Source organism: Alistipes montrealensis (genome assembly GCF_018362775.1).
Taxonomy (GTDB): domain Bacteria; phylum Bacteroidota; class Bacteroidia; order Bacteroidales; family Rikenellaceae; genus Alistipes; species Alistipes montrealensis.
The window spans coordinates 111,909-134,571 of the sequence record NZ_JAGYXY010000006.1; the positions used below are offsets into that span (position 1 = coordinate 111,909).

19 protein-coding genes are annotated in these 22,663 nt (G+C 59.1%); 6 read left to right on the plus strand and 13 right to left on the minus strand.

Annotation, left to right across the window (positions count from 1 at the left end):
• Positions 1 to 334 precede the first annotated feature (334 nt).
• Positions 335 to 1,561: a BACON domain-containing protein gene (locus KG007_RS13990; RefSeq protein ID WP_249413341.1), complete on the plus strand. Its 1,227-nt coding sequence runs from the start codon at positions 335 to 337 to the stop codon at positions 1,559 to 1,561.
• A gap of 74 nt (positions 1,562 to 1,635) precedes the next feature.
• Here KG007_RS13990 and KG007_RS12305 read toward each other — a convergent pair whose 3' ends face one another.
• The 4 genes from KG007_RS12305 to KG007_RS12320 are packed head-to-tail and all read right to left on the minus strand — an operon-like array spanning position 1,636 to position 4,627.
• On the minus strand, positions 1,636 to 2,271 hold the full coding sequence (locus tag KG007_RS12305) for a JAB domain-containing protein (RefSeq protein WP_229095491.1): 636 nt from the start codon (positions 2,269 to 2,271) through the stop codon (positions 1,636 to 1,638).
• 35 nt (positions 2,272 to 2,306) lie between these two features.
• Positions 2,307 to 3,065 carry a ribonuclease III gene (gene rnc / locus KG007_RS12310; RefSeq protein WP_195461483.1) on the minus strand — a complete coding sequence of 253 codons (759 nt, stop codon included), beginning with the start codon at positions 3,063 to 3,065 and terminating at the stop codon, positions 2,307 to 2,309.
• A gap of 34 nt (positions 3,066 to 3,099) precedes the next feature.
• Positions 3,100 to 4,347 (minus strand): beta-ketoacyl-ACP synthase II, encoded by a 1,248-nt coding sequence (gene fabF, locus KG007_RS12315; RefSeq protein ID WP_213349177.1) that lies wholly within the window; start codon positions 4,345 to 4,347, stop codon positions 3,100 to 3,102.
• A gap of 43 nt (positions 4,348 to 4,390) precedes the next feature.
• Positions 4,391 to 4,627, minus strand: a complete 237-nt coding sequence (locus tag KG007_RS12320) for an acyl carrier protein (protein ID WP_195461447.1) — start codon at positions 4,625 to 4,627, stop codon at positions 4,391 to 4,393.
• 178 nt (positions 4,628 to 4,805) lie between these two features.
• Here KG007_RS12320 and pepE point away from each other — a divergent pair, with 178 nt between their 5' ends.
• The 4 genes from pepE (at position 4,806) to KG007_RS12340 (ending at position 8,079) form a co-directional block, all read left to right on the plus strand.
• Positions 4,806 to 5,507, plus strand: coding sequence for a dipeptidase PepE (gene pepE / locus KG007_RS12325; RefSeq protein WP_195461448.1), 702 nt, complete (start codon positions 4,806 to 4,808; stop codon positions 5,505 to 5,507).
• Positions 5,508 to 5,531: 24 nt separating this feature from the next.
• A complete protein-coding gene (locus KG007_RS12330) occupies positions 5,532 to 6,374 on the plus strand; it encodes a prephenate dehydrogenase (RefSeq protein WP_213349180.1) in 843 nt (280 codons plus the stop codon).
• Positions 6,374 to 6,739, plus strand: a complete 366-nt coding sequence (locus KG007_RS12335; protein ID WP_195461450.1) for a YraN family protein — start codon at positions 6,374 to 6,376, stop codon at positions 6,737 to 6,739. Before KG007_RS12330 ends, KG007_RS12335 begins: the two co-directional genes overlap by 1 nt.
• 113 nt (positions 6,740 to 6,852) lie before the next feature.
• The gene (locus KG007_RS12340; protein ID WP_195461451.1) at positions 6,853 to 8,079 is read left to right on the plus strand and encodes a 3-deoxy-D-manno-octulosonic acid transferase; all 1,227 of its coding nucleotides are present in this window, start codon (positions 6,853 to 6,855) and stop codon (positions 8,077 to 8,079) included.
• Between the two features lie 98 nt (positions 8,080 to 8,177).
• On the opposite strand, the gene KG007_RS12345 is transcribed toward KG007_RS12340, so the two are convergent.
• The 3 genes from KG007_RS12345 to KG007_RS12355 form a co-directional block, all read right to left on the minus strand.
• Positions 8,178 to 9,449 (minus strand): histidine phosphatase family protein, encoded by a 1,272-nt coding sequence (locus KG007_RS12345; protein WP_213349183.1) that lies wholly within the window; start codon positions 9,447 to 9,449, stop codon positions 8,178 to 8,180.
• Positions 9,450 to 9,574: 125 nt separating this feature from the next.
• Entirely contained in the window at positions 9,575 to 10,852 is a 1,278-nt protein-coding gene (locus KG007_RS12350; RefSeq protein WP_213349186.1) for a histidine-type phosphatase, read from the minus strand.
• A complete protein-coding gene (locus KG007_RS12355; protein ID WP_213349188.1) occupies positions 10,846 to 12,132 on the minus strand; it encodes an L-cysteine desulfidase family protein in 1,287 nt (428 codons plus the stop codon). Before KG007_RS12355 ends, KG007_RS12350 begins: the two co-directional genes overlap by 7 nt.
• A 71-nt stretch (positions 12,133 to 12,203) precedes the next feature.
• Between KG007_RS12355 and KG007_RS12360 the strand changes: the two genes are divergently transcribed.
• Positions 12,204 to 12,761, plus strand: coding sequence for an NUDIX hydrolase (locus tag KG007_RS12360; protein WP_213349190.1), 558 nt, complete (start codon positions 12,204 to 12,206; stop codon positions 12,759 to 12,761).
• 10 nt (positions 12,762 to 12,771) lie between these two features.
• Here the strand turns inward: KG007_RS12360 and KG007_RS12365 are convergent, their stop codons facing one another.
• The 6 genes from KG007_RS12365 to KG007_RS12390 are packed head-to-tail and all read right to left on the minus strand — an operon-like array spanning position 12,772 to position 22,518.
• Complete coding sequence (locus KG007_RS12365) at positions 12,772 to 14,343, minus strand: CotH kinase family protein (protein ID WP_213349192.1); 1,572 nt, start codon at positions 14,341 to 14,343, stop codon at positions 12,772 to 12,774.
• Positions 14,309 to 14,842: a DUF1573 domain-containing protein gene (locus KG007_RS12370; protein ID WP_195461457.1), complete on the minus strand. Its 534-nt coding sequence runs from the start codon at positions 14,840 to 14,842 to the stop codon at positions 14,309 to 14,311. The genes KG007_RS12365 and KG007_RS12370 overlap by 35 nt, the downstream gene beginning before the upstream one ends.
• Positions 14,843 to 14,845: 3 nt before the next feature.
• A complete protein-coding gene (locus KG007_RS12375; RefSeq protein WP_213349194.1) occupies positions 14,846 to 17,005 on the minus strand; it encodes a DUF4838 domain-containing protein in 2,160 nt (719 codons plus the stop codon).
• Complete coding sequence (locus tag KG007_RS12380; RefSeq protein WP_249413343.1) at positions 16,980 to 19,841, minus strand: tetratricopeptide repeat protein; 2,862 nt, start codon at positions 19,839 to 19,841, stop codon at positions 16,980 to 16,982. Before KG007_RS12380 ends, KG007_RS12375 begins: the two co-directional genes overlap by 26 nt.
• A 14-nt stretch (positions 19,842 to 19,855) precedes the next feature.
• Positions 19,856 to 21,349 (minus strand): glycosyltransferase family 2 protein, encoded by a 1,494-nt coding sequence (locus KG007_RS12385; protein ID WP_213349196.1) that lies wholly within the window; start codon positions 21,347 to 21,349, stop codon positions 19,856 to 19,858.
• Positions 21,346 to 22,518 carry a HEAT repeat domain-containing protein gene (locus KG007_RS12390; protein WP_213349199.1) on the minus strand — a complete coding sequence of 391 codons (1,173 nt, stop codon included), beginning with the start codon at positions 22,516 to 22,518 and terminating at the stop codon, positions 21,346 to 21,348. The genes KG007_RS12385 and KG007_RS12390 overlap by 4 nt, the downstream gene beginning before the upstream one ends.
• Positions 22,519 to 22,663: the final 145 nt, after the last annotated feature.

The window sequence follows — 22,663 nt, forward strand, 5'->3', positions numbered from 1 at the left end:
TTCTCTATTGTTTACTGATTTTCTAAGCTACAAAAATACAAAATAAATGGTAACGAAGGCTTTTGATACGGATTTTATTTCTATATTTGTATCGGCAGCCTGCGAGGGCCGCCGACATACGACGATAAAAAGCGCATCGGCTTTTTTCTTACAGGTGAAAATTGGACACTTTCGCAGAACAGTAAGGAATTAAGGTGATGCTCTCGCTGTTTTTCAGCGTGGGCATATTCTATTATTCTACTGTTCGGGTCGTCCAATACCTCACTTGTGGATATGGAATTTTGCCTGCGCCTTTTGTTTGCCGGGACGGAAACATCCTTTAAACAAAATAAAAATGAAAACAGCAAAATTCTTCATGGCGTTCATCGCCACCGCGCTGCTCGCGTCGTGCAACGACAAGGACAACGATTATTCGGGCGATTTCGGGCAGATCAAGGTCCCGGACACCCGGCAGTTGGAACAGACCGTCACGGCCGACGACACGCAGGTCGCCCAGGGCGTGACCTTCACCACCGAAGGGGCGTGGACCTCCTCGATTGCCGAAACCCGCGCCGAAGCCCCCGACTGGATCACGATCTCGCCCGACCACGGCGACGCCGCAGGCAGCTACACGATCAAAATCACCCTGGATTCCAACAGTTCGGAAGAAACCCGTACGGCAAAGATCGTCATCTCGTGCGGCACGTCGAAAATCGAAATCAACGTTACGCAGGAAGGCACGGGCGAAAGCGGCGGCGGCGACGAACCGTCGGTCCGACAACCGAACGGCAGGCTGGCAAAGATAACACTCAAAACGAACGGTAAGGCAGACGGCGTCATCACGATAGGCTACGACACAGAAGGGCGCATCGTCTCCTACAAGGACACCGATGCCGACGGATCGCCCTATTCGGAAGTCAGCATGGTCTACACCTCCAACTCCAAGATGCACCTGACACAGACCTATTACGACAAAGGAACTCCGGAAACATACGAAGTGGAGTGCACCGGAACATTCACGTCCGGATTCTGCCGGATAGACTTCGCCACGGAGACGCGGCAGGGACAAACCCGGTATCTCGAATACACTTACGACAACAACGAATACCTGATCAAGGCGACGGAGCAGTACGGTTCTGAGTATGAGGCCATCACCCGATACGCTTACGAAGATACGGGTCTCCCCGGTGCGCAGAACCTCACGGGCATCACCTGGGGCATCGACTCACAAACGTTCCAGTACAACGAAAAAGACCCGCAAACCGACCGGACAAATGATACCAACACCCGGTTGTTCAGCACATTCAAAGGACAAATGATCGCCCCGGAACTGTTGCTGATCGAAGAACCGAACGAATTGCTGGCACTGGGATTCAACGGCCGCCAAAGCCGGTTCATGCCCGGGCACGTGAAAAGCAGTTTCAGCGGAACCGAATACCGGCAGGAGGTCGCCTACAAATACACCGTCCCCGCCGACTGGAAGATCGGCGAGCAGATCGACGGCATGAGCATCATCGTAGAAACGCAGGAGGGCGGTTTCTCCACGACACAAGAAGCCGTGCTGACTTTCGACGGCATATAAAATCGCCCTGTAAACGACAAAACGGACGGTTCCCTTCCCGGGAACCGTCCGTTTCTCTTTTTATCCGCACCGCTCTACCCCATCAGTCCTTCGCGCAGGAACGAAAAATCCCCATCGCGGGCGATAATGATGTGGTCCAGCAGCCGGATGTCGAACAAGGCTGCGGCGCGCGCAACCCGTTCGGTCAGGGCCTTATCCTGCCCGCTCGCCTCGGGAGTACCCGAAGGATGGTTGTGCACGAGGATAAGCTGCGTAGCGAGCAGTTCCAACGCCCGCTTAACGATCAGCCGGTGATCGACCACCGTACCCGTCACCCCGCCCTGGCTGATGCGGAGACGCTCGATAACACGGTTCGACGACGTAAGGTAAACTACCCAGCACTCTTCGTAGGAAAGGCGTTCCAACTGCGGCCGGAACAGCCGCACGACATCGTCGCCCGTATTGATGAAGTCGGCCCCTGAAACTCCGGCAGCGGCAGCCCGCCGCCCGAATTCAGCCGCAGCCAGCAGCATCCGTGCGCGTTTCAGCCCCAATCCTCCGACCATGCGCAGGCGGGCTTCGGGCTGGTCGCCGATACGCGCCAGCGAACCGTCGTAGGCCGAAAGCACCACCTCGGCCAATTGGTCGTCCTCGGTGAGCAGGGTCAACAGTTCACGGTCGCTCAGGGCTTCCACGCCCCGGGCCGCCATTTTATCGGTGATATTATTCATCGGCAAGACATTCTGCCCGGACTGCCCCGGACAAGCTATTGTGCGAGTTTATCGACTTTATCCAGCAGCGTGGCGCACTGTTCGTCGCTCATATACTGCGACACGGAGAATGCCGCACGTTGTTCGGCCTCTTTCTTCGAATCCCCGGCGCCGTGGCCCACCTCCATGCCGTCGACCAGCACCGTGCAGTAGAAAACCGGGTGGTTCGAGGCATACTCCTTGTCGTGCTCCGTACGGAATTCGATCCGATGGCGGTTCTTCTGGCTCCATTCGATCAGGCGGCTCTTGAAATCGTTCTCCGACTCGGTCAACTCTTCCAGGTCCAGATGCCGGAAATAGATATTGTTGATCAGCAGCCGGTTGACGAATTCATAGCCCTGGTCGAGGTAAACAGCTCCCATCATCGCCTCGAAGGCGTCGCCGTAGATATGCTTCTGGGCAATGCCCGTACCGCCGTTCGAAATCACATGGGCATCCAGCCCCAACTTCACGGCCAGCGCATTGAGCGACTGCCGCGATACGATTTTCGACCGCAACTGGGTCATAAAACCCTCGTCCCGGTCGGGATATTCGATAAAGAGGTAGTCCGAAGTCACGGCCTCGATCACAGCGTCGCCCAAATATTCCAGGCGTTCGTTGTTGATCGCACGGCCGTCCTCCAAAACTAAAGAAGCTGACTTGTGTATCAAAGCCAGCTTGTAAAGTTCGATGTTGTGCGGAATGAACCCGAACAAATCATCGACAATTTTGTAATACTCCCGGTCTCGTCCGAAATTCCGTCGGAAAGGACGCAGCAAAAAGTCAATCACGGCGCGGACGTTACAGGTGTTAGAGTTTGCGGAAAATAACCGTCGAGTTGTGACCGCCGAATCCGAACGTATTGCTCAGCGCGCACTTCACGTCGCGCTTCTGCGCTACATTGAGCGTCAGGTTCAGTTTCGTGTCGATCTCGGGGTCGAGGTTCTCGCAGTTGATCGTGGGGGGCACTACGCCGTGCGTCATCGCGAAGATGCACGCCAGGGCTTCGACAGCACCGGCAGCACCCAGCAGGTGTCCCGTCATCGACTTGGTAGCAGAGATATTGACATTGTAAACATGGTCGCCCAAAACGCCGGCAACAGCCTTCAGCTCAGGACCATCGCCCGCAGGGGTCGAAGTTCCGTGCACATTCACATAATCGATATCCTCGGGTTTGATGCCCGCGTCCTTGATGGCGTCGCGCATCGCCTTCATAGCGCCCTTGCCCTCGGGGTGGGGAGCCGTGAAGTGGTAAGCGTCGGCCGAAGCGCCGCCGCCGATAACCTCGCAATAGATTTTCGCACCGCGAGCCTTGGCATGCTCGTACTCCTCCAGAATCAGCGCTCCGGCGCCCTCGCCCATCACGAAACCGTCGCGGTCCTTATCGAAAGGACGCGAAGCGTGCTGGGGATCGTCGTTGCGCGTCGAAAGCGCCTGCATGGAGTTGAATCCGCCGACCGAAGGTTCGTTGACCGCAGCCTCCGAACCGCCCGTAACCATAATATCGGCCTTGCCGTAGCGGATAGCCTCCATGGCGGCGGTGATGCCGTGGTTCGACGAAGCGCAGGCCGACACGGTGCAGTAGTTCGGTCCCATGAAGCCATACTTGATGGAGATGAAACCTGCTGCGATGTCGGAAATCATGCGGGGAATAAAAAACGGGCTAAACCGCGGGGTTCCATCCCCTGCGGCCCAGCCCAGACATTCATCGAAGAAAGATTTGATTCCTCCGATGCCCGAACTCCAGATAACGCCTACCTGCTCCTTGTCGATCGTCTCGAGATCGAGAGCCGAATCTTCCACGGCCTGTGTGGCCGCGATCAGAGCGTACTGCGTGAAAAGGTCGTATTTTCGAACCTCCTTACGGTCGAAATACTGGTTCGGGTCGTAATTTTTTACTTCACAAGCGAACTTGGTCTTAAATTTTTCGGCATCGAAATGAGTAATGGGTGCGGCTCCGCTGACTCCCTTCTCCAGATTCGAAAAATACTCCTCTATATTATTACCGAGCGGGTTAATCGTACCGATGCCCGTAACAACTACTCTTCTTCCTGTCATAAATTTAAGGCTTTATTAGCCGTGAAACGTTGTTAAAAGAAAATTATTTCTTGTGTTCCTCGATGTAGGTGATCGCGTCGCCGACGGTAGCGATCTTCTCAGCGTCCTCATCCGGGATCTGGATATCGAAAGCCTTCTCGAACTCCATGATCAGCTCTACAGTGTCGAGCGAGTCTGCGCCCAGGTGGTTGGTGAAGCTTGCTTCGGGGACTACCTCCGACTCCTTAACACCCAGCTTGTCGACGATGATCTCGACAACTTTTGATTGAACTTCTGACATAATTTTAATTTTTTAGTTAAACAATTATTTGGAAATAGTTCTTTTACATTTCCAGAGCAATTTTGCGCAAAAGTAACACTTTTTTTATTACTTTTGACAAAACGGCGTGATTTTTTATTCACAACTTTTTCGACATTTAGCACAAAATTTAAATTAATACATTCAAAACCATAGCCTTATGAAATTGCTTCTGATCTCGAATTCTACCAATGCCGGCGAGGAATACCTGCGTTATCCGCTGCCTGAGATAGGGAATTTCCTCGGCGGGGTGCGGGAAATCGTCTTTGTTCCCTATGCCGCCGTCACGTTCTCCTATGCCGACTACGAGAAGAAGGTACAGGCGCGTTTCGCAGAACTGGGCATCCGCGTGCGTTCGGTACACCGGGCCAAAGACCCTGCTGCCCTGATCCGCGGGGCGGAGGCGATCTGCGTCGGAGGCGGCAATACGTTCGCGCTGGCCAAAAAGATGCAGCAGCAAGGGCTGATGACGGCTATCCTGCGCAAAATCAAGGCCGGAACGCCCTACGTAGGATGGTCGGCAGGCAGCAACGTCTGCTGCCCGACGATCTGCACAACAAATGACATGCCCATCGTGGAACCCGAATCGTTCAAGGCCATCGGAGCGGTCAAATTCCAGATCAATCCCCACTACCTCGACGCCAACCCCGAGGGACACGCCGGGGAGACCCGCGAGCAGCGCATTCTCGAATATATCGAGGCCAATCCGCGCCGTTGGGTGGCCGGCCTGCGCGAGGGGTGCATGCTGCGCTGCGAAAACGGGAAACTGGAGCTGATCGGCCGGCGTCCGATGCGGATGTTCCGCAAAGGTGTCGAAACGTTCGAGGTCGAACCGGGCGGCGACCTGTCGTTTCTGTTGTAACGCTTTTTTATTATATAAATAGGTATGAAAGTATTGATTGCGGGTCTGGGCCTCATCGGAGGCTCATTCGCTTTAGCCCTGCGCGACCACGGCATCGCGGAGGAGATACTCGGGGTCGAAGGCTCTGAAGAACACGCCGCCGAAGCGTTGCAACTGGGCCTTGCGGACCGGATCGTGACGTTCGAAGAGGGCATCGCCGAAGCCGACCTCGTAGTGCTGGCAACCCCTGTCGACACCATTCCGCTGATGGCCGTCAAGGCGCTGAACCGCGTGAAAGACAACCAGGTCGTGATGGACATGGGTTCGATCAAGGGCGAGTTGTGCGAGGTGGTCTCGATGCATGCACGCCGCGGACGCTTCGTCGCCGCACACCCCATGTGGGGAACCGAATACAGCGGACCGAAGGCCGCCCAGCGGGGCGCGTTCACGGGCCGCAGCGTCGTGCTGTGCGATACGGTGCGCAGCGACAAGGACGCCCTGGCCACGGTCGAAGGCATCTTCCGCACGCTGGGCAGTCCGGCCGTCTACATGGACCCCGAGGAACACGACCTGCATGCCGCTTACGTCTCGCACATCTCCCACGTCACCTCGTTCGCACTGGCGCTTACGGTGCTCGAAAAGGAGCGCGAGGAACGCCACATCTTCGACCTGGCGGGCGGCGGTTTCGAAAGCACGGTGCGCCTGGCCAAGAGTTCGGCGGCGACATGGGTTCCGATCCTGCTGCGCAACAAATACAACGTGTTGGACGTACTGCGCGAGCACATCCACCAGTTGCAGATCATGCGCCGGATGCTCGAACGCGACGACGCCGAGGGGCTGAAAAACGCTATGGAGCGCGCCAACACCATCCAACGCATCATCCACTGATGACCGCGGCAGCCGAAACGGGCCGGGCCGGCGAGCGCGCCGCGGCGGAATACCTCCGCCGTGCAGGGTATGAAATCTGCGCCCTCAACTGGCGTCAGGGCCGTTACGAGCTGGACATCGTAGCCCGCAGGGAGGAGGTGCTGCACTTCGTGGAGGTCAAGACCCGGAGCACCGGATCGCTCACGCCGCCCGAAGCGGCAGCCACACAGCGCAAGTTCCGGGCCTTGTCCCGGGCTGCGGCCTGTTACCTGCGCGCAGTGGGCTGGGAAGGCGAAGTGCAGTTTGACCTGGCGGCCGCCGAAGCCGCTCCCGACGGTAGCGTACGCGTGGAGTTGATTGAAAATGCGCTGGAATACAACTGGTAATTTTGCAGTTCCGACAAATTGTACTATCTTTGCCGGACTGAAAAAGAACTGCCTGACGCTGGGTTAGCGGGCGCAGGCGTTAAAACTGAAAAACTCAACACCGTTAAATACCGATGTGGTTCTATAATTTCGGTCTGATTCTTTACGTTTGGGCCATCCGTCTCGTGGCTCCGCGCCATCCGAAGGCCCGCCTCTGGATCGAAGGCCGCAAAGACCTCTTCCGCCGCATGCGCGAGGCTATCGATCCCTCGGACAGGATCATCTGGATACACGTCGCATCGCTCGGGGAGTTCGAACAGGGCCGTCCCATCATCGAACAGCTCCGCAAGACGCACCCCGAATACAAAATCCTCCTGACCTTCTTCTCGCCTTCGGGCTACGAGATCCGCAAGGATTACAAGGGCGTCGACTACATCTTCTACCTTCCGATCGACACGCCGCGCAACGCCCGTCGTTTCCTCGACGCCGCGCATCCCGAAATCGCGATCTTCGTCAAATACGAATACTGGCTCAACCTGCTCCGCGAACTGCGGCGCCGGAAAATCCGCACCTACGTCGTGTCGGCTATCTTCCGCCGCAACTCGGTCTTCTTCCGCCCCTACGGCGGCATGTGGCGGCAGGCGCTGGAGTCGTTCGACGTGATGTTCGTGCAGAACGAGGAGTCGAAGAAACTATTGGCGACACTGGGCTTCGACAACGTGCTGGTAGCCGGAGATACGCGTTTCGACCGCGTGGCGGAAATCGCCCGTGCGGCCAAGCACATCGACATTATCGACCGTTTCAAGGGCGACAGCCGCCTGTTCGTCGCCGGTTCGACCTGGGGACCCGACGAAGACCTGCTGATCCGGCTGATCAACGACAACCCCGACGTAAAATTCGTCGTCGCACCCCACGAAATGGACGAATCCCGCATCGCACGGCTGATGAACGAAACCAAGGGCGGTGCACTTCGTTATACGCAATGCACCCCCCGCACGACATACGGTTCGCGGCAACTGCTGATCCTCGACACGGTCGGCATTCTCGCCTCGGTCTACGGTTATGCGACGTGGAGCTACATCGGCGGCGGATTCGGCGTCGGCATCCACAACACGCTCGAAGCGGCAACGTTCGGGCTTCCGGTGGCCTTCGGCCCCAACTACCAGAAATTCAAGGAGGCCCGCGACCTGGTAACGCTCGGCGCAGCCCGTTCGGTGGCCGACTACGAACAACTGCGCGCATGGTTCGTTCCCCTGCGCGACAACGAGGAGTTCCTCCTGAAAACCAGCCGCATCGCCAAGGACTACACCACCCGCCATCAGGGAGCCACGGGAATCATCGTCAAGACGATCTTTCACTAAACCCGAAAACCATATTCTGAAAAATCCCCTCTTCCGAGGGGATTTTTTCGTTATCGAACAACCGGCAGATTAGGGAACGAAGGATAGTCCCCGCCCTGTTATTCGTACAGCGATTCGCAGTATTGCTCCAGGTCCTTCCACGGATAGTACGGACCTCCGGCGACGGGCAGGCGCGCGTCGCGCTCGTTGAGCAGCACACGGACACGCACATCGCCCGTTTTGGCGTTGCGGAAAAAGACGAACTGGACGTTAGCAGCCATCGGGGAAACCTTCTCGACGCTCCACGCCGAAGCAACGTCATCGAGCGACTCCACCCGGGCCGAAGCACCTTCGACGCCCAGCAAAGCCACCAGCGGAATGACAAAAACATCGTGGCCGAAACGAAGTGACGCCGCGAGGTCGGACCGCCCCTCGACGACCTCCCGGGCCGTTTCGACAATATTGCGCAGCAACGATTTGGCATCGGCGACAATCGGGTCGCCGAAGCGCGCCGAAGGCCCCATCTGGAGGTAACGGCGGACATTCTCACACGCCCACAGGTCGTAGAGTTCCCGGTCGGTAAAGATGTCGTAGAAAGGCTCTATCCCCAGATGATCGGCATCCTGGATGACCGAAGTGAGGATATATAGCTGCCGCATCAGTTTCACCGGATCGCCGATGCCTGCGGGATCGGTAAAGAGCGATTTCATCACCCGCCCGGGATTCATGCGCGCCCCGAAAAGACTGTCGGCCACCTTCAGGGCCGCAGCGCTGGAGGCCGACATCGAAGGCCCGTAAGCCATGTAACTGAAATCGCGGACGCTTGCGTCGCGGGTAATCCGAATCGCCGGGTTCAGTTCCTTGAGGCGTTCGTTGAAAGCCGCCATGCTCAGCATGCAGCGCGGAACCTGCGTCGAACGGCTCTCGATGCGGCACAAACGGCCCTTCCGGGTCGAGAACACCGCAGAATAAGCGGCATACATGCGTCCGGCAATGGCACGGTGTTCCGCAACGCCGCGAGGCGAAAGGTCGCCGTAACGGCCCTCGGCGCCTGCGGCCAGCGATTCGGCTTTGGCCAGCACTTCGCGGCCCTTCGGGGTCAGAATACCTTCCCCGGCGGCTTTGCGAAGTATTTCGAGGGGTTCGGTATAGGTCGATGCAGAAGCGTGGTAGCGGCTCCCGTGACGGCTGTAATGGCTGATATAGAAAGGCGTATAACCGGCCGGGACCGGAGCGGCCGGACCGGGCAGGTACTCGTAGGAGTGGTAAATGCCGGCCGCACGTTCGGAATTTTCAGCGATTTCGGCAGGCGTGGTCTGCGCGGCGGCACAGGCGGCAGTCAGCAGCAGGAGCGCCAGCAAGCGGACTTTCAAGGTAAAGCGGTTCGTCATATGGAATACGGTAGTTGCCGGGACACGGGCGGCCGCGTACCGCAGGCGTGGTTTATCGAAAAAAATGCGCACCGGCCAGGCCAATGCCTGCCCCGATGCACATTTTCAATCCTGAATCCGTCGGATTATCGGTAGCGGGATTCGCAGTATTTTTTCAGTTCCTTCCACGGATAATAAGGGCCTCCGGCAACAGGCAGGTTGGCGTCGCGCTCGTTGTGCATCACACGAACACGCACGTCGCCCGTTTTGGCGTTGCGGAAGAAGATGAACTGAACATTGGTTCCCATCGGCGTCACCGTCTGGGCATTCCACGCCGCGGCAATGTCGTCGAGCGACTCCACCCGGTTTGCGGTCCCTTCGGCACGCAGCAGGGCCAGCAAGGGAACCACATAGGTATCGTGCCCGAAACGCAGCGAGGCCGAAAGGTCGGATTTCCCCTCGACAACCTTGTCGGCCGTCTCAACGATGTTGCGCAGCAAGGGTCCGGCGTCAGCGACGATCGGATCGCCGAAGCGCGCCGACGGGCCCATGATCAGGTAGCGGCGGGCATTCTCGCACTCCCAGAGCTTATAGAGTTCCTCCTCGGTAAAGATTTCATAGAACGGCTCGATGCCCAGATGGCTGACATCCTGCGTAATAGCGGCCAGCATGAAGAGCTCGTTCATCAGTTCGAGCGGCTCGTCGATGCACGAAGGATCGGTAACGAGCGATTTCATCAGCCTGTCGGGATTCACCCGCATCCGGGTAAGGCTGTCGGCGACCTCTCCGGCCGCCTTGCGGCTCGCCTTGAGCGAAGGACCGTTGGCCAGATAACCCATATCGCGGGCACTCGCGTCACGCGTAGCGCTGATCGCCGGATTCAGTTCCTTGAGGCGCTCGTTGAATGCCGCCATACTCAGGATACAGCGCGGAACCTGCGTCGAGCGGCTCTCGATGCGGCACACGCGGCCTTTGGCCGTCGAGAAAACTTCGGGATAAGCCGCATACATACGCTCGGCGATACCCCGGTGTTCCTGCACGCCGCGGGGCGAAAGGTCGCCGTAACGTTTTTCGGCATCCGCGGCCAACGCCTCGACTTTGGCCAGTACCTCGCGGCCCTTAGGGGTCAGCTTACCGGCCTCGGCGGCTTTGCGCAACGCGGCGAGCGGCTCGGCATACGCGGCCTCGGTGGAATGGTAACGGCTGCCGTGACGGCCGTAATGGCTGATGTAAAACGGTTTGTAACCGGCGGGAACCGGAGCGGCCGGACCGGGCAAAAACTCGTAGGAGTGGTAAATACTCGCGGAACGCTCGGGACGAGCCGCAAGTTCGGCAGGGGTGGGCTGCGCAACGGCGCAGGTCGCGGCCAGCAGCAGGAGCGCCAGCAGGCGGGTTTTCAGTGTAAAGTATCTCATAGTCAGCATTTGTTGGTCATTATTCGGAGTACGAGTCGGTCGGTTTCATTCATACCGTCGCGGCCTATGGACGTGAGGTTGCGGATACATTTGTCGACATCCTCCTCGATAATGCCCTCGACAGGGCTAACGCAATGGCCGTCCATGGCCATCATCGCCGACAGGACGGCCGTCGAAACGCCGCTCGTAAGTTTCATCGCACAACTGGGCTTCGCCCCGTCGCAGATCATGCCAGTCAGGTTGGCTATCATGTTCTTCACCGCAGCAGCAGCCTGGTCGTAGCCGCCGCCCATCAGGTAGGTAATACCGCAGCTCGATCCCGTCGCCGCAACCACACAGCCGCACAGCGCCGAAAGGCGGCCGAGGCTCTGCTTGATGTAGATGACCGTAAGGTGGCTCAGAGCGAGCGCCCGGATCGTCTGCTCCTCCGAAGCGTGTGTTTCGTCGGCATAGACCACCACGGGCAGCGTCGCGGCGATACCCTGGTTGCCGCTTCCCGAATTGCTCATCACAGGGATCATCGCCCCGGCCATGCGGGCGTCGCAGGCGGCCGAAGTGTAGGAAAGTATCCGGGTGAAGATGCTGTCGCCCATCACCTGCCGTTCGCGGTCGCAGCACAGCGTGCGGCCCACGCAATGACCGAACTCACCGGCAAAGGAGCGTTCGGCGGCAGCCTTGTTCAGGCGGCGGGTTTCGAGAATGAAACGCAGTTCGTCCAGGGGTGAAGTCGTAGCGAAGTCCCACACGCGGCCGAGGGTCAGGGGCACGTCGCCCTCCTGGCAGTCGCCGGCTGCGGGAGTACGCTTGTCGAGCAGCACTTCGCCGTCGCGGCTGACGAAGACAAACGAAGTGTGTCCTCCCGCGATGACGGCCACGGCCTTGCGGCCGGCAGCTTCCGCCTCCACTTCGATATAGAGCTTGTCGTCGATGTCTTCTTTCAGGCAGATTGCGATCCGCCGCTCGTCGATCATGCGGCGGCCGCGCTCAACAGCCTCCGGCGTCACGTCGCGCAGCACCTCCAACCGGTACTCCGAACGCCCGACCAGCGCCCCGAGGGCTACGGCGATCGGCAGGCCGATCATCCCCGTACCGGGGATTCCGACGCCCATGGCATTCTTGAGGATGTTGGCGCTCAGGCGCACCGTGATTTTCCCGGGCTCCGCGCCCAGCGTCTCCGCCGCACGCGCCGTACAGAGGGCCACGGCTATCGGCTCGGTACATCCGATAGCAGGGACCACCTCCCGGTTGATAAGGTCAATGATTCGTTTGCGTTCCGTTTGGGATATCATGCGGTTCCAGGTTGAGAGGCAAAGATATAAATTTTTTCGCTATTTTTGCAGCATTAAAACAGACTCCCGCCATGGAAAACCCCAAAAACCGCAAGTGGAAAGTCCTCACGAGCGAATACCTGGCCCGCAAACCGTGGTTCACGGTACGCCACGAAAGCCTCGAACTGCCCGACGGGCGCCGTGTTCCGGACTACTACGTGCTCGAATACCCCGACTGGATCAACGTGATCGCCATCACCCGCGACGGGCGGTTCGTCCTGGTCGACCAGTACCGCCACGCACTGGGTGAAACGTCGTACGAGATTCCCGCCGGCGTGACGGAACCGTCCGACGAGTCGATGGTTGCCGCAGCGCAGCGCGAACTGGCCGAGGAGACGGGTTACGGCGGCGGCGAGTGGCGTCTGCTGACGACGCTTTCGCCCAACCCGGCCACACACACCAACCTCACCTACTGCTTCCTTGCAACAGGCGTCGAAAAGCTCGGTGAACAACACCTCGACCCGACGGAAGACCTGCGCGTGCATCTGATGACGCGCGAAGAGGTGTTCGAACTGCTCCGCACCGACCGCATCCGGCAGGCCCTGATGGCCGCACCGCTGTGGCGTTATTTCTCGGAAAAAAACGAATAGAAAGCCCGCGCTACCAACTCCGTATCTGGGCATCGAGCCAGGCCAGGCGCATCGAATAGCTGGCCTTCAGGCGGTCGACGGCCTCGTCGAACGCGAGCAGTTCATCGCCGTTGGGCATCAGGACCTCCTCGCCGGAGATGTCGATCTCGGGCCAGCGGTCCTGGTTGCGCCGGGCCGAATCAGAGATATAGTCGCGCTGCGCCTCAATGTAGTCGGGCACGGTCGCTAAGAACGGGTAGAGCGCTTCCCAGCGTTCGCGCGCCTGCTTGCGGACCGCACGGCTCAGGAACAGCCGCGAATACCACATGCTGGTCTCCCTGACCATCCACCGCTCGGCGTCGGCCAGCGTCAGCGTGCCGTAGTCGAAATCCCAGACGGGACCCGCCGTCAGTTTACCCCCGCGGGGCTTGTGGATATAGAAACTCTTGGGATGCTTGATCTCCTGGTTGCCCATCAGTTCGTTGACGATCCAGTAATCGACGAACGAGGTGATGTCGAACATCGCCGCCGGATCGCGGTAATCCTTGTCGAAGAGCAGGTTGTCCGCTTCGTTGAAATAGTTCCGGATATACTGGAACTGCGCCCCGGTAATCGACTCATCGGGCGACTTGATGTTGACCGGCATGTCGGAATACGACGACCGGAATTTATTCATTTCGTCGAAGTAGGTGTCCATTTCGAGCAGGTAGCCGCCCGTCAGGGCGTCGCCCGCGTTGTCGTCGGTGGTCAGTTCGTCGATGTCGAGGCGGTTTTCATCGATCTTGATCTGCTCGACGACGAGGTAATTGCCCAGGTATTCGCCGTTGAACCAGACCTCCGCATAGCGCGTGCGGGGCGTCCATTGCAGCGAAGTGTGCGAAGCCACGTAATGGGCGATGCGGTTGCGCATCAGCGTCCGGTCCATGTAATTGGCGATCAGACACCAGCGTTTGTGCTTCGGCATACCCAGTATCCCGGTCTTCTTCGAGAGTTTCAGCGCATAGGGCTTCTTCTCCCATTTCCACGTCGAGTTGCCGCGCCCCTTGACTTCGGTCGCCATCGTCGGCAGGTCGTCGAAACCGCCGTTGCCTTCGATGCGGATCGTCCCGGCGACCCACGTATCGGTATCCACGACCGGGGACGACGCCGTAACGTAGACCACGGGCAGGCCCGCAGCCGACGCTGCCGAACTCCTGAGCGTAAACGGCTCGGAGGTCATCCGCTGTCCCCCGACTTCCACCGAGAGGCAAACCTGCTCGTCGTAGGCCCGCCCCGCAGCCGGATCGGTGATATAAATCGAGAACACGCCGTTTACCGGGCCGCTCCAGCCCGTCACCGTGCACCCCGACGAGAACGATCCGCCGGGCGCAGCCGTGAGTTCGGCGCGGGAGAGAGTCCACGCCGGTTTCCAGGGCGAGAGCGAAAAGCGCAAACAGCCCGTCTCGCTGCGCTCCAATTCGAGCGTCTGCGATGCGAGCGTGATTTCGAGCGGCTTGCCGGGACCCTCGTCCGAGTCCGAACAGCCGGCGGCAAACAGCGGCAGCAGAACCGCTAAAATCCGGAATATCCTATTGACGTGCATCTTCATAACTTCCATCGACATAATAACCTTTTTCCGACTCTTTACCGTCGACCAGCTCCTTCACGATGCCGTTCCGAAGGTTGTATTCGCGGAAGAGTTCCTCGTAATCGCGTGTATAGGCCGCATCGGGCACGACATTGACATCGAAGCGGAGTTTCAGCACCCCCGCCGGGAGGATGTTGCCGTAAACCCAGACGGTGTGGTCGACCGCGCCGACGTTCTTATTGCTATTGTAGGTCAGGCGGATGTGCTGCGTACGTCCCGGGGGTACGATGATGCGCGACTTGCGGTCGGCGATGATACATCCGCACGAAGTCTGTATCTCGTGGATCACCAGCGGGTTGTCGCCCGTATTGGTCACCGGGAATACCAGGTCGAGCGTCTGCCCCTGCAAAATCGGGAAATAGTGCCGTACGGGGTCCTTGGCCTCGACGGAGGTCGGCCGCACGCGCTTGCTGCAGGAGGAAAATAACACGGCTGCAACGAGCAGCACGGCGTATGTCAATCCGCTTTTTCGCATAAACTACGGAATTAAGTAAATTTCATCGGCAGCAAGCTGCACGCGGCCGCCTTCGGGACGCAGCGCTTTGACCGTAATCCGTTCCGCTCCCGAAAGGTCCACGGGACCGGAAACCGTAAAAATTCGTCCTTCGGCATCGGACGCCGGTTCGAACGTTTTGTACAACACGCCGTCCTTGTAAATCGCTACGCTCTGCGGCGCACGGAGGCGGTGGCGAGGCAGGTCGAGGAACGACATTTCGAACCGGTGCGCCCGGGAAGCCGCCCCGGCAGGGATTCCGACCTCCAGGTCGGCCGAACTGATGTGCCAGCCGTAGTGGTATCCGGCGGAAAGTCCGCGCACGCCGTCGGTCAGCACCCCGAGGTCCGCATAGCGTTCATCGGGCTTCGACACGGCTTTCAGTCCGGCGTCCAGCAACAGGTCCGAAACCGTTTCGGCCCGGGCAATGCGGCTGCGCCATGCGTCGAGGTACTCCCCGACGGGAAGCCCCGATTCGCTGATGTGTTTCATCGCGGCGAAGGAGGCGGACTCTTCCAATGCCGCGAGCCATTTTTCGGCCTGCGGCTTCACCCGGAGCCGGTCGCCCATCCGCTCCGCAAATCCGAACGGATCGGCGGCATGGCGGCGGGCCACTTCGAGCCGCGTATAGCTCAGGGCCGTCAGCAGTTCGTGCAGGCGCCGGCGTTCGGCATCCTTCGCCGTGGGCAGTACGCGCCCCAATGCGTCGTAGAAGGCGACGAACTCCCCGGCGTCGAGCCACGAGGCCTCTGCATCGCGGATACTGCCGTAGAGGTTCAGCCCCGTTCCGGAAGCTGCGGCCCGCCGTTCGGCCTGCACACAGAAATCGGCCAGCAAATCGCCCGACTTCGGATAATTCGCCGCAAAATAACGTCGTATCAGCCCCTCGACGGGCTGGGCGGGATCGCGCATCAACGACGCCAGCACATAGGTCCGCATGTCGTCGAAAGGCACGTAGTCGTAGCCGCTGCCGTTGAGAAAAACTCCTTCCACTCCCTTGTCACGGTAGAAGCGCAGCCGCTCGCCCATTCGTTCCAACACGGGAAACGGCGTCAGGTAATCGTCGTAATTCTGGATATAGTCCCAGATGTAAACCTTGCCGGTGACGTTCTTCCAGCGGTCGAGCCGCGCGGCGAACTTCTTCCCCCGGGCGGATTTCAGCGCATCGGCCGACAAGGGCAGTTCCATGGCGCTGACGATAACTCCCGCATTGGCAGGCATCTCCACGGCGGGAGGTTCCTGCACCGAGAGGTAACCCAGCGTGAAGAACGTGTGGCGGGGGAAACGCCCGGCGAGCCGCCCGATCATCTGCATCACGGCCGGAGTCGCGCTCTTCGGCGTATTGCCTACGGCCGAACAGGCTTTGCAGGTACAGACGGCATCGTCGTCGGCCGGGGCGATCACGAACCGCTCCGGAATGGAGTCGCCCTCGCCGAAGTTATCCACGACGTATGCTTCGATGCGGCGGAACGTCTCGTCGGACGAAAAACAGAACTGCCCGTCGTAGGCCTCGCCGCCGACCGTAGCGAAGACCTCCTGCGGAGCATCCCCGGCCAGCACACGATCCAGTTGGTGGCCCCAAAGCCCCCACCCTGTTTCGACGTTGTCCGTCGAGAGGATTCCCGCGAGGTCCACATCCTGCGCCGCAGGGGTGTAGAGGCCCCGGTAGCCGAACGCAAAGCGTCCCACCGTATCGCGCAGGCCGACTGCCGCAAGCGGCAGGTCGGCAGCCTCGATGCGCGCATCCTCCCCGGAAAGCGACTTCATCAACTGATATTGCAGCCAGAGCATCGTCCGCCCGTCGCGGGCTGTAATGCGTATGCCCCGGCGGTCGCGTTGCACGCAGAAATCGCCCTTCAGCAGCGAGTCGACGCGTACCGTAAGCCCGAACAGCTTCCGGTCGCCTGCGGCTTCGTCCGGAACTGTCCGGCTGCCGCCGTCAGCGCGCCGGCGCAGGTGGTCGCGCAGGTAATCGGCCCAGCGGACATCTTCCCGCGAACCGTCGTCGGCCGGCGCGACCGCATAACCCGCACAGTCGGCGGGCGACAGGCCCGCAGCGGAGCAGCCCGCCCCGGCAAGAAGCAGGCACAGGGTCGCGCAAAGGAGCGCCGGAATCCGCTTAGAACGAGATATACAACTGGACATAAATATTGTACATATTTCTGTATCGGGTCTGGACCGCATCGTATCCCATGCGTTTCTCCGTATAATAAGTGTACCACGTGCCGAGCAGGCCCATCGTGATATTGGGCGCAAACATATACTGTCCGCCCATGCCCACCATCGTATTGGCATGGTCGAAGGCTCCCGGCAACGCCCGGTCGAGCACCGACAGTTCAGGAGCCGAACCGATGCCCGCCATGCCAACCACGTACGAACGCCCGTCGTCCACCGGATAATAGCGCACCTGGGCCATTGCGTTGTAGTAGAATTTCGAGTCGATGACAAAGAAATCGCATTTGCCGTTCAGCCACACCGGACCGATGAACTTCGCGACACCCGGACCTGCGGACCAGAGGTTGCGGCCTTCGAGCCGGCGATAGCCGACGCGGGCTTCGGCTTCCCAGTCGCGGCGGAAGAACTTGGTCACCGAGGCATTGCCCATCCACCTGGGGAAATACTGGTCGGCCCAGGCGAAATTCACCATCGTCTGCCAGTCGCGCGGGAATTTGTGAATCCATTCGCCCTGCAACTGGACGCCCACGCCGCCGCCGTCGAACGACGTGGCGTTGGCATTGATATCCTCCTCGCGCTCGCCGTTGCGGCCCGCATAGTTGACCCGGCCCGTATAGGTATTCTTCGGCTGTTTGCGCGTATACTGGAGCGTGGCGACGGACTGGATGGCGTAATCGTCGCCGTAGCGCGACTGCAGGTATTCCAGCCCGATTTCGTTTTGGAGCATCCCGTAACGCAGCCCCTTGAGGTGGCGGTTGAAAGAGTAGAACTCGGCAGCCGAAGGCTCGTAGTTCTGCTGGTAGAAATAAGCCAGCCCGTACTCCTTTTTCTTCTCGTAGGCGAGGCCCTTGGCATAGAGCAGCGACTTGTTTTTGGCGTCGTAGTAGAGCGCCGTATCGAGGACCGCCAACGCCTCGTCGGCACGCCCCCGGCGGGTCAGGTCCAGCGCCCGGTACTCGCTGCTCTGCGAGAGCGCCCCCGTCAGCTGGCGGTTGCCGGGATAGTCCCACAGCACGGGCCGGACCAGTTCGATCGAAGCCTCGTACTGCCCTTCGGCATCGAGCGAGGCGGCCTTCTTGGCCAGGTAGAACGGTTCGCGGGGATGGCGCGCCAGTCCCCGATCGGTATATTCGCGGAAAACGTCGTCGCGTCCCATCTGCGAAGCGGCATTGATGGCGTAGCGCAACGCCTGATCGTTAGACGGGTCCAGCGTCAGCAGTTGGTCGGCCTCGGCGAAGGCGTGGGCCATGGCTCCCTCCTCCAGGCACTGCTTGATGTAGGGAATAGCGATGTCGGCATAACCCGCCACATAAAAATCGCGCATCTGGGGATCGGCCCGTTCGATAGCGCCCAGGTAGAGATACATCGCCTCGGACGTGCGGCCCATGCGGTCGAGCACGAGGGCCCGTTTGCCGATCAGGTTTTCCGTATCCGGGAAACGCGTCGCCAAGGTATCGAGCGTAGCCATGGCATCGGCGTAACGCTTCATCCGGATGCGGCACGAGAACACCTTCTCCCAGGCGGCACGGAGCGTCTCCGCGTCGGTCGGCTGCCGGGTGACGAACATCGCGGCAGGCAGCGCTTCGGTGAAGAGTTCCTGTTCCATCAGGCGGTCGGCACGCTGCAACTGCATGCGGCAGAGCGCATCGGTCAGCTCCTCATCGCCGGGATAGCGTTCGCACAACTGCATCAGCCGGTTGAAGGCCTGGCGCTCCTCGCCCATGTTGCGGTAAATCAGGTATTCCTTGTAAAGCACCGATTTATCGTCGCCGTAGTAACGTTTCGTCTCGCGCAGGTAGAAGAGCGCGTCGTCGTTATAACCACGCATCATCGAAGTGTTGAGCAGGTAGTCGAGCACTTCGCGGCTGTGGTCGCCGCGTTCGAAAGCCGTGCCGTAGAGCACATACGGGTCACGCTGGCGCTCGGCGCGCGCGGCATCGAGCACCAAGGTGTTATAAAGCCGCTGCAATTCGGGCGTAGTCCGCCCCCGCATGCGGTCGCGCATGAAGGCCAGCGCCTCGGGGTGGCGGTTCATCTCGCTCAGGATGCCCACCTTTTTATACACCAGCGTCACGCTGCCCGGCAGGGCGGCCAGTCCGCGCGAGGTCCAGGCCAGCGCCTGCTCCTGCTCGCCCTCCTGCAAATGCAGGTTGATGATGTCGAGGTAATACTGTTCGTTGTCGGGAACGCTTTTCAGCAGTTCTTCGAGCGTCAGGATGGCTGTTTTTCGGTCCCCGGCGCGTTTCTGTCGCTGGTAGTTCAGCTCCATCGAGTAGACCATGTCCTTGTGCAATACGGTGTCCTGCGGATAGATCTGGTTGATGCGTTTCAGCAGGCGGTCGGCTTCGACGTGGTTGCCCTGCTTGCGGTAGAGATCGATCTTACGCCGCCACAGCCCCCGCCAGTAGGGATTCACCTCCAGCAGTTCGTTGACGAAACAGATGGCACTGGAGTAGTTCTGCGTGATGTCCTCGACATCGACCAGCAGTTGTTTGGCCTCAACGTTGTCGTAATTGATATCGACGGCCTTGAGCAGGTAGTAGCGCGACTTGTCGTAGTCCTTCGCATTGAACCAGTATTTTCCCAGCAGGAATTGCAGGTTCGAGGCAAACGAATACTTCTCCACGCCTTCGTCGAGCAGCCGCTTGCCCTCTTCCCACTGTTCTTCGGCGAAATAGCCCTGCACCTTCTCGGCATACTCCTCCGGCGTCATGTCCCGCGCGGAAACGTGCAGGGGAGCCAGGACTGAGAAAAGAAGACCGGCCGTAAACAGGAGCCTTGCGAGAATTCGTATCGGATTTTTCATACTGCTTACAGGATTTAATGATCATTACCAGGAGTAGTCCCACCAACCGAGGGGGGGGGAACGTTCGGCCTGTCCACCGCTACGGCCGCATCACGCTGGCTGAAACCCTTGCGCGTCATCTGGCCCCACTTGTAGTCGCGGGACATGAGGTGGTTGAGATACCCCTTCAGCGAAAAAAAGGTGATCAGCGGATGGTAGATAAACGGTTCGAGGATGGATGCTGCAATGATCCATATGTATTCATAGCCCCGCCGGTAGAGCGTGCCCAGGTAATAGTCGTAGGCGACGACGACCAGCGAAAGGAACTGACAGAAAAGGTAAATGGCCAGGAAAATCACCCACATCGTACTCCAGTTGACGGCCCCGGTGATAGCCAGGAAGAGGAACACGAGAAATCCCGTGGCCTCGATGATCGGGGCCAGGAATTCGAAGATGACCATGTAGGGCAGCGTGATGAGGCCCGTCTGGCGGTAGGTCTTGTTGAAAATCATCTTGCGGTGGATCATCAGCGCCTGCATCAGTCCGCGGCCCCAGCGCGTACGCTGGCGGTAGAGCACCACGAGGTTCGGGGGTCCCTCCGTCCAGCAGCAGGTCTCGGGGACCTGCACGACCTTGTAGGGACGCGAGAAGTCGCACATGTAGCCCACCATGCGGGCCAGCAGGTCCATGTCCTCGGCGAAGGACATCGGGTCGTAACCGCCCGCCGCAATGGCCACCTGGCGGTCGAAAAGCCCGAAGCCGCCCGAGACGTTGGGCATGGCGTTGATCGCCGACCAGCCCATCTTGCCCACCAGGTAGGAACGCATGTACTCCAGGTTCTGGAACAGCGGAATCGGCGTATGGGGCGGCCGGACCTCGACCACCTGCCCGTCCTTGATCCGGCAGCCGTTGGCCATGCGCATCGTGCCGCTCACGGCAATCACATGCTTCGACGACGAGAGCACGGGCCAGATGCAGCGGTAGAGGGCGTCGCGGCGCAAGATGCAGTCCACGTCGGTACAGATGAAATAGGGATACGATGCGGCGTTGATGCCCGCATTCGAAGCGTCGGCCTTCGTACCGCCGTTTTCCTTGTCGACGACGATCAGCCGGTGATACTCGGGGTTCGTCGACTTGAGCACGCGCCGGAACGGCTGGGTCTTGATGCGCTCGATATAGGCGAAGGGGACCTCGATCAGTTCATAGTGCTCGATCAGCTTGTCGAGCGTCGAATCCTTGCTGCCGTCGTTCACGATGATCACCTCGAAAAGCGGATAGTCCAGGCCGAGCATCGAGTCGACGTTGTCGATGATGGTCTTCTCCTCGTTGTAGGCCGGCGCGATCACCGACACGCCGGGCGTATAGGGCGATTCGCTCAGCACCTTGCGCACGTAGTTGTCGTCGTAATAGCTCTTGCGGAGTTTCAGCGAGATGAACGACAGGAACATCATGACGATAAAGCTGATCGCCAGGAAACTCGTATAGAAGAATACGAAATAATTGAAAAAATCGAACAAAAACTCTTTCATGCCCGGTTCGTTAAGGGGTTCTTGACGTGGGCGAAAAGTTGCGAGGCATACCCCGTCGTCAGGGCTTCGAGCTGCCCGAAAAGGCTGCGGCCCGACTCTCCGTAATCGTAGAGGCAGGTCAGCGCACAGAGTTTCGTACCCTGGTCGTCGGCACGCTCAAAGGCTTCGTGAAGGAATCCGAGCGCCCGCCCGGTCCGCAAACCGGCCACGGAGGCCAGGATGTTCCGCTTGATGTATTCGGGCTGCACGTCGTAGATTTCGACCATCTTCGGCTCGGACTCGACGTATTGCATGCCGCCGAGCGTGCGGATGATCTCGTTGCGCAGCGTCCAGGTTTTCGTGTTGAGCATGTCGAGCAGCGGCGGGCAGTTGTCGGTCTGTTCGAAGAGCTTGATCTCGCTCACGAAGAATGCCTTCACATTGTCCTCGACCGAACTGTTAACCCACTTGAGGAAACTCGGAACCACGAATCCCATCTTCTGGCGGTGCTGCACGATCATATGGATTTCGGCCATGTCCCACTTGCTGAGTTTCATCGTGGTATCCTCGTCGAAGAAACGGAACGGGTTGCTCTGGCTCAGCCACATGTAGGCGAAACGCGCAGCGTGGCGCAATTCGATGCGGCGGTGGTAGAGGAAACGCACCAGCACGGCCTCGGAGACGTATCCGTTGACCGACTGGATCGACAGCAGGGCCTGAATCTTATGCCGCGGCCGCCCGAACTGGATTTCGCGCTCGAAGAAACTGCCTACCTTGAATACGCCCTGCACGTTCTGCATGTTGTAGTTGTTGAGCGCCTTGTCGCCCAGCTCGCTCTTGATCTTGATGAGCACCTGGACCAAAAAACGCATCTCCTGGCGCTTGAGGCTCTTTTTGATGTCATGATTCACCAGGTCGGCGATCTCGCCGATGGTGCGGTTCTCGCGGTCGGCCAAGACCGATTTCAGGGGATCATAAAACCGCTTGTAGATGCGGGCGAAAAGATTCTTTTCCCGCTGGCGGCGGTAGATGCCATAGGCCAGGTAGAGAGCGAGGAACAGGTAGAAAACCACGCACAACGTAACGACAGCGATACAGATACGCAGCACGACCGGATAGCCGATAAACTTATAGTACAGCAGGTAAAAATAATATGTCAGGTAATCAAACCCGGACAAAACTTCATCCATCGGCTCTCGTTCAAATCGTCCTTTCCGCCGCACAACCGCGGATTAGACCCGTACAGGTCACAAAGTTAGGGATTTTTTGGAAAAACCGAACAACAATGTGCACTTTTTTATTTACCACATCATTCATAATAACACACAACACCCT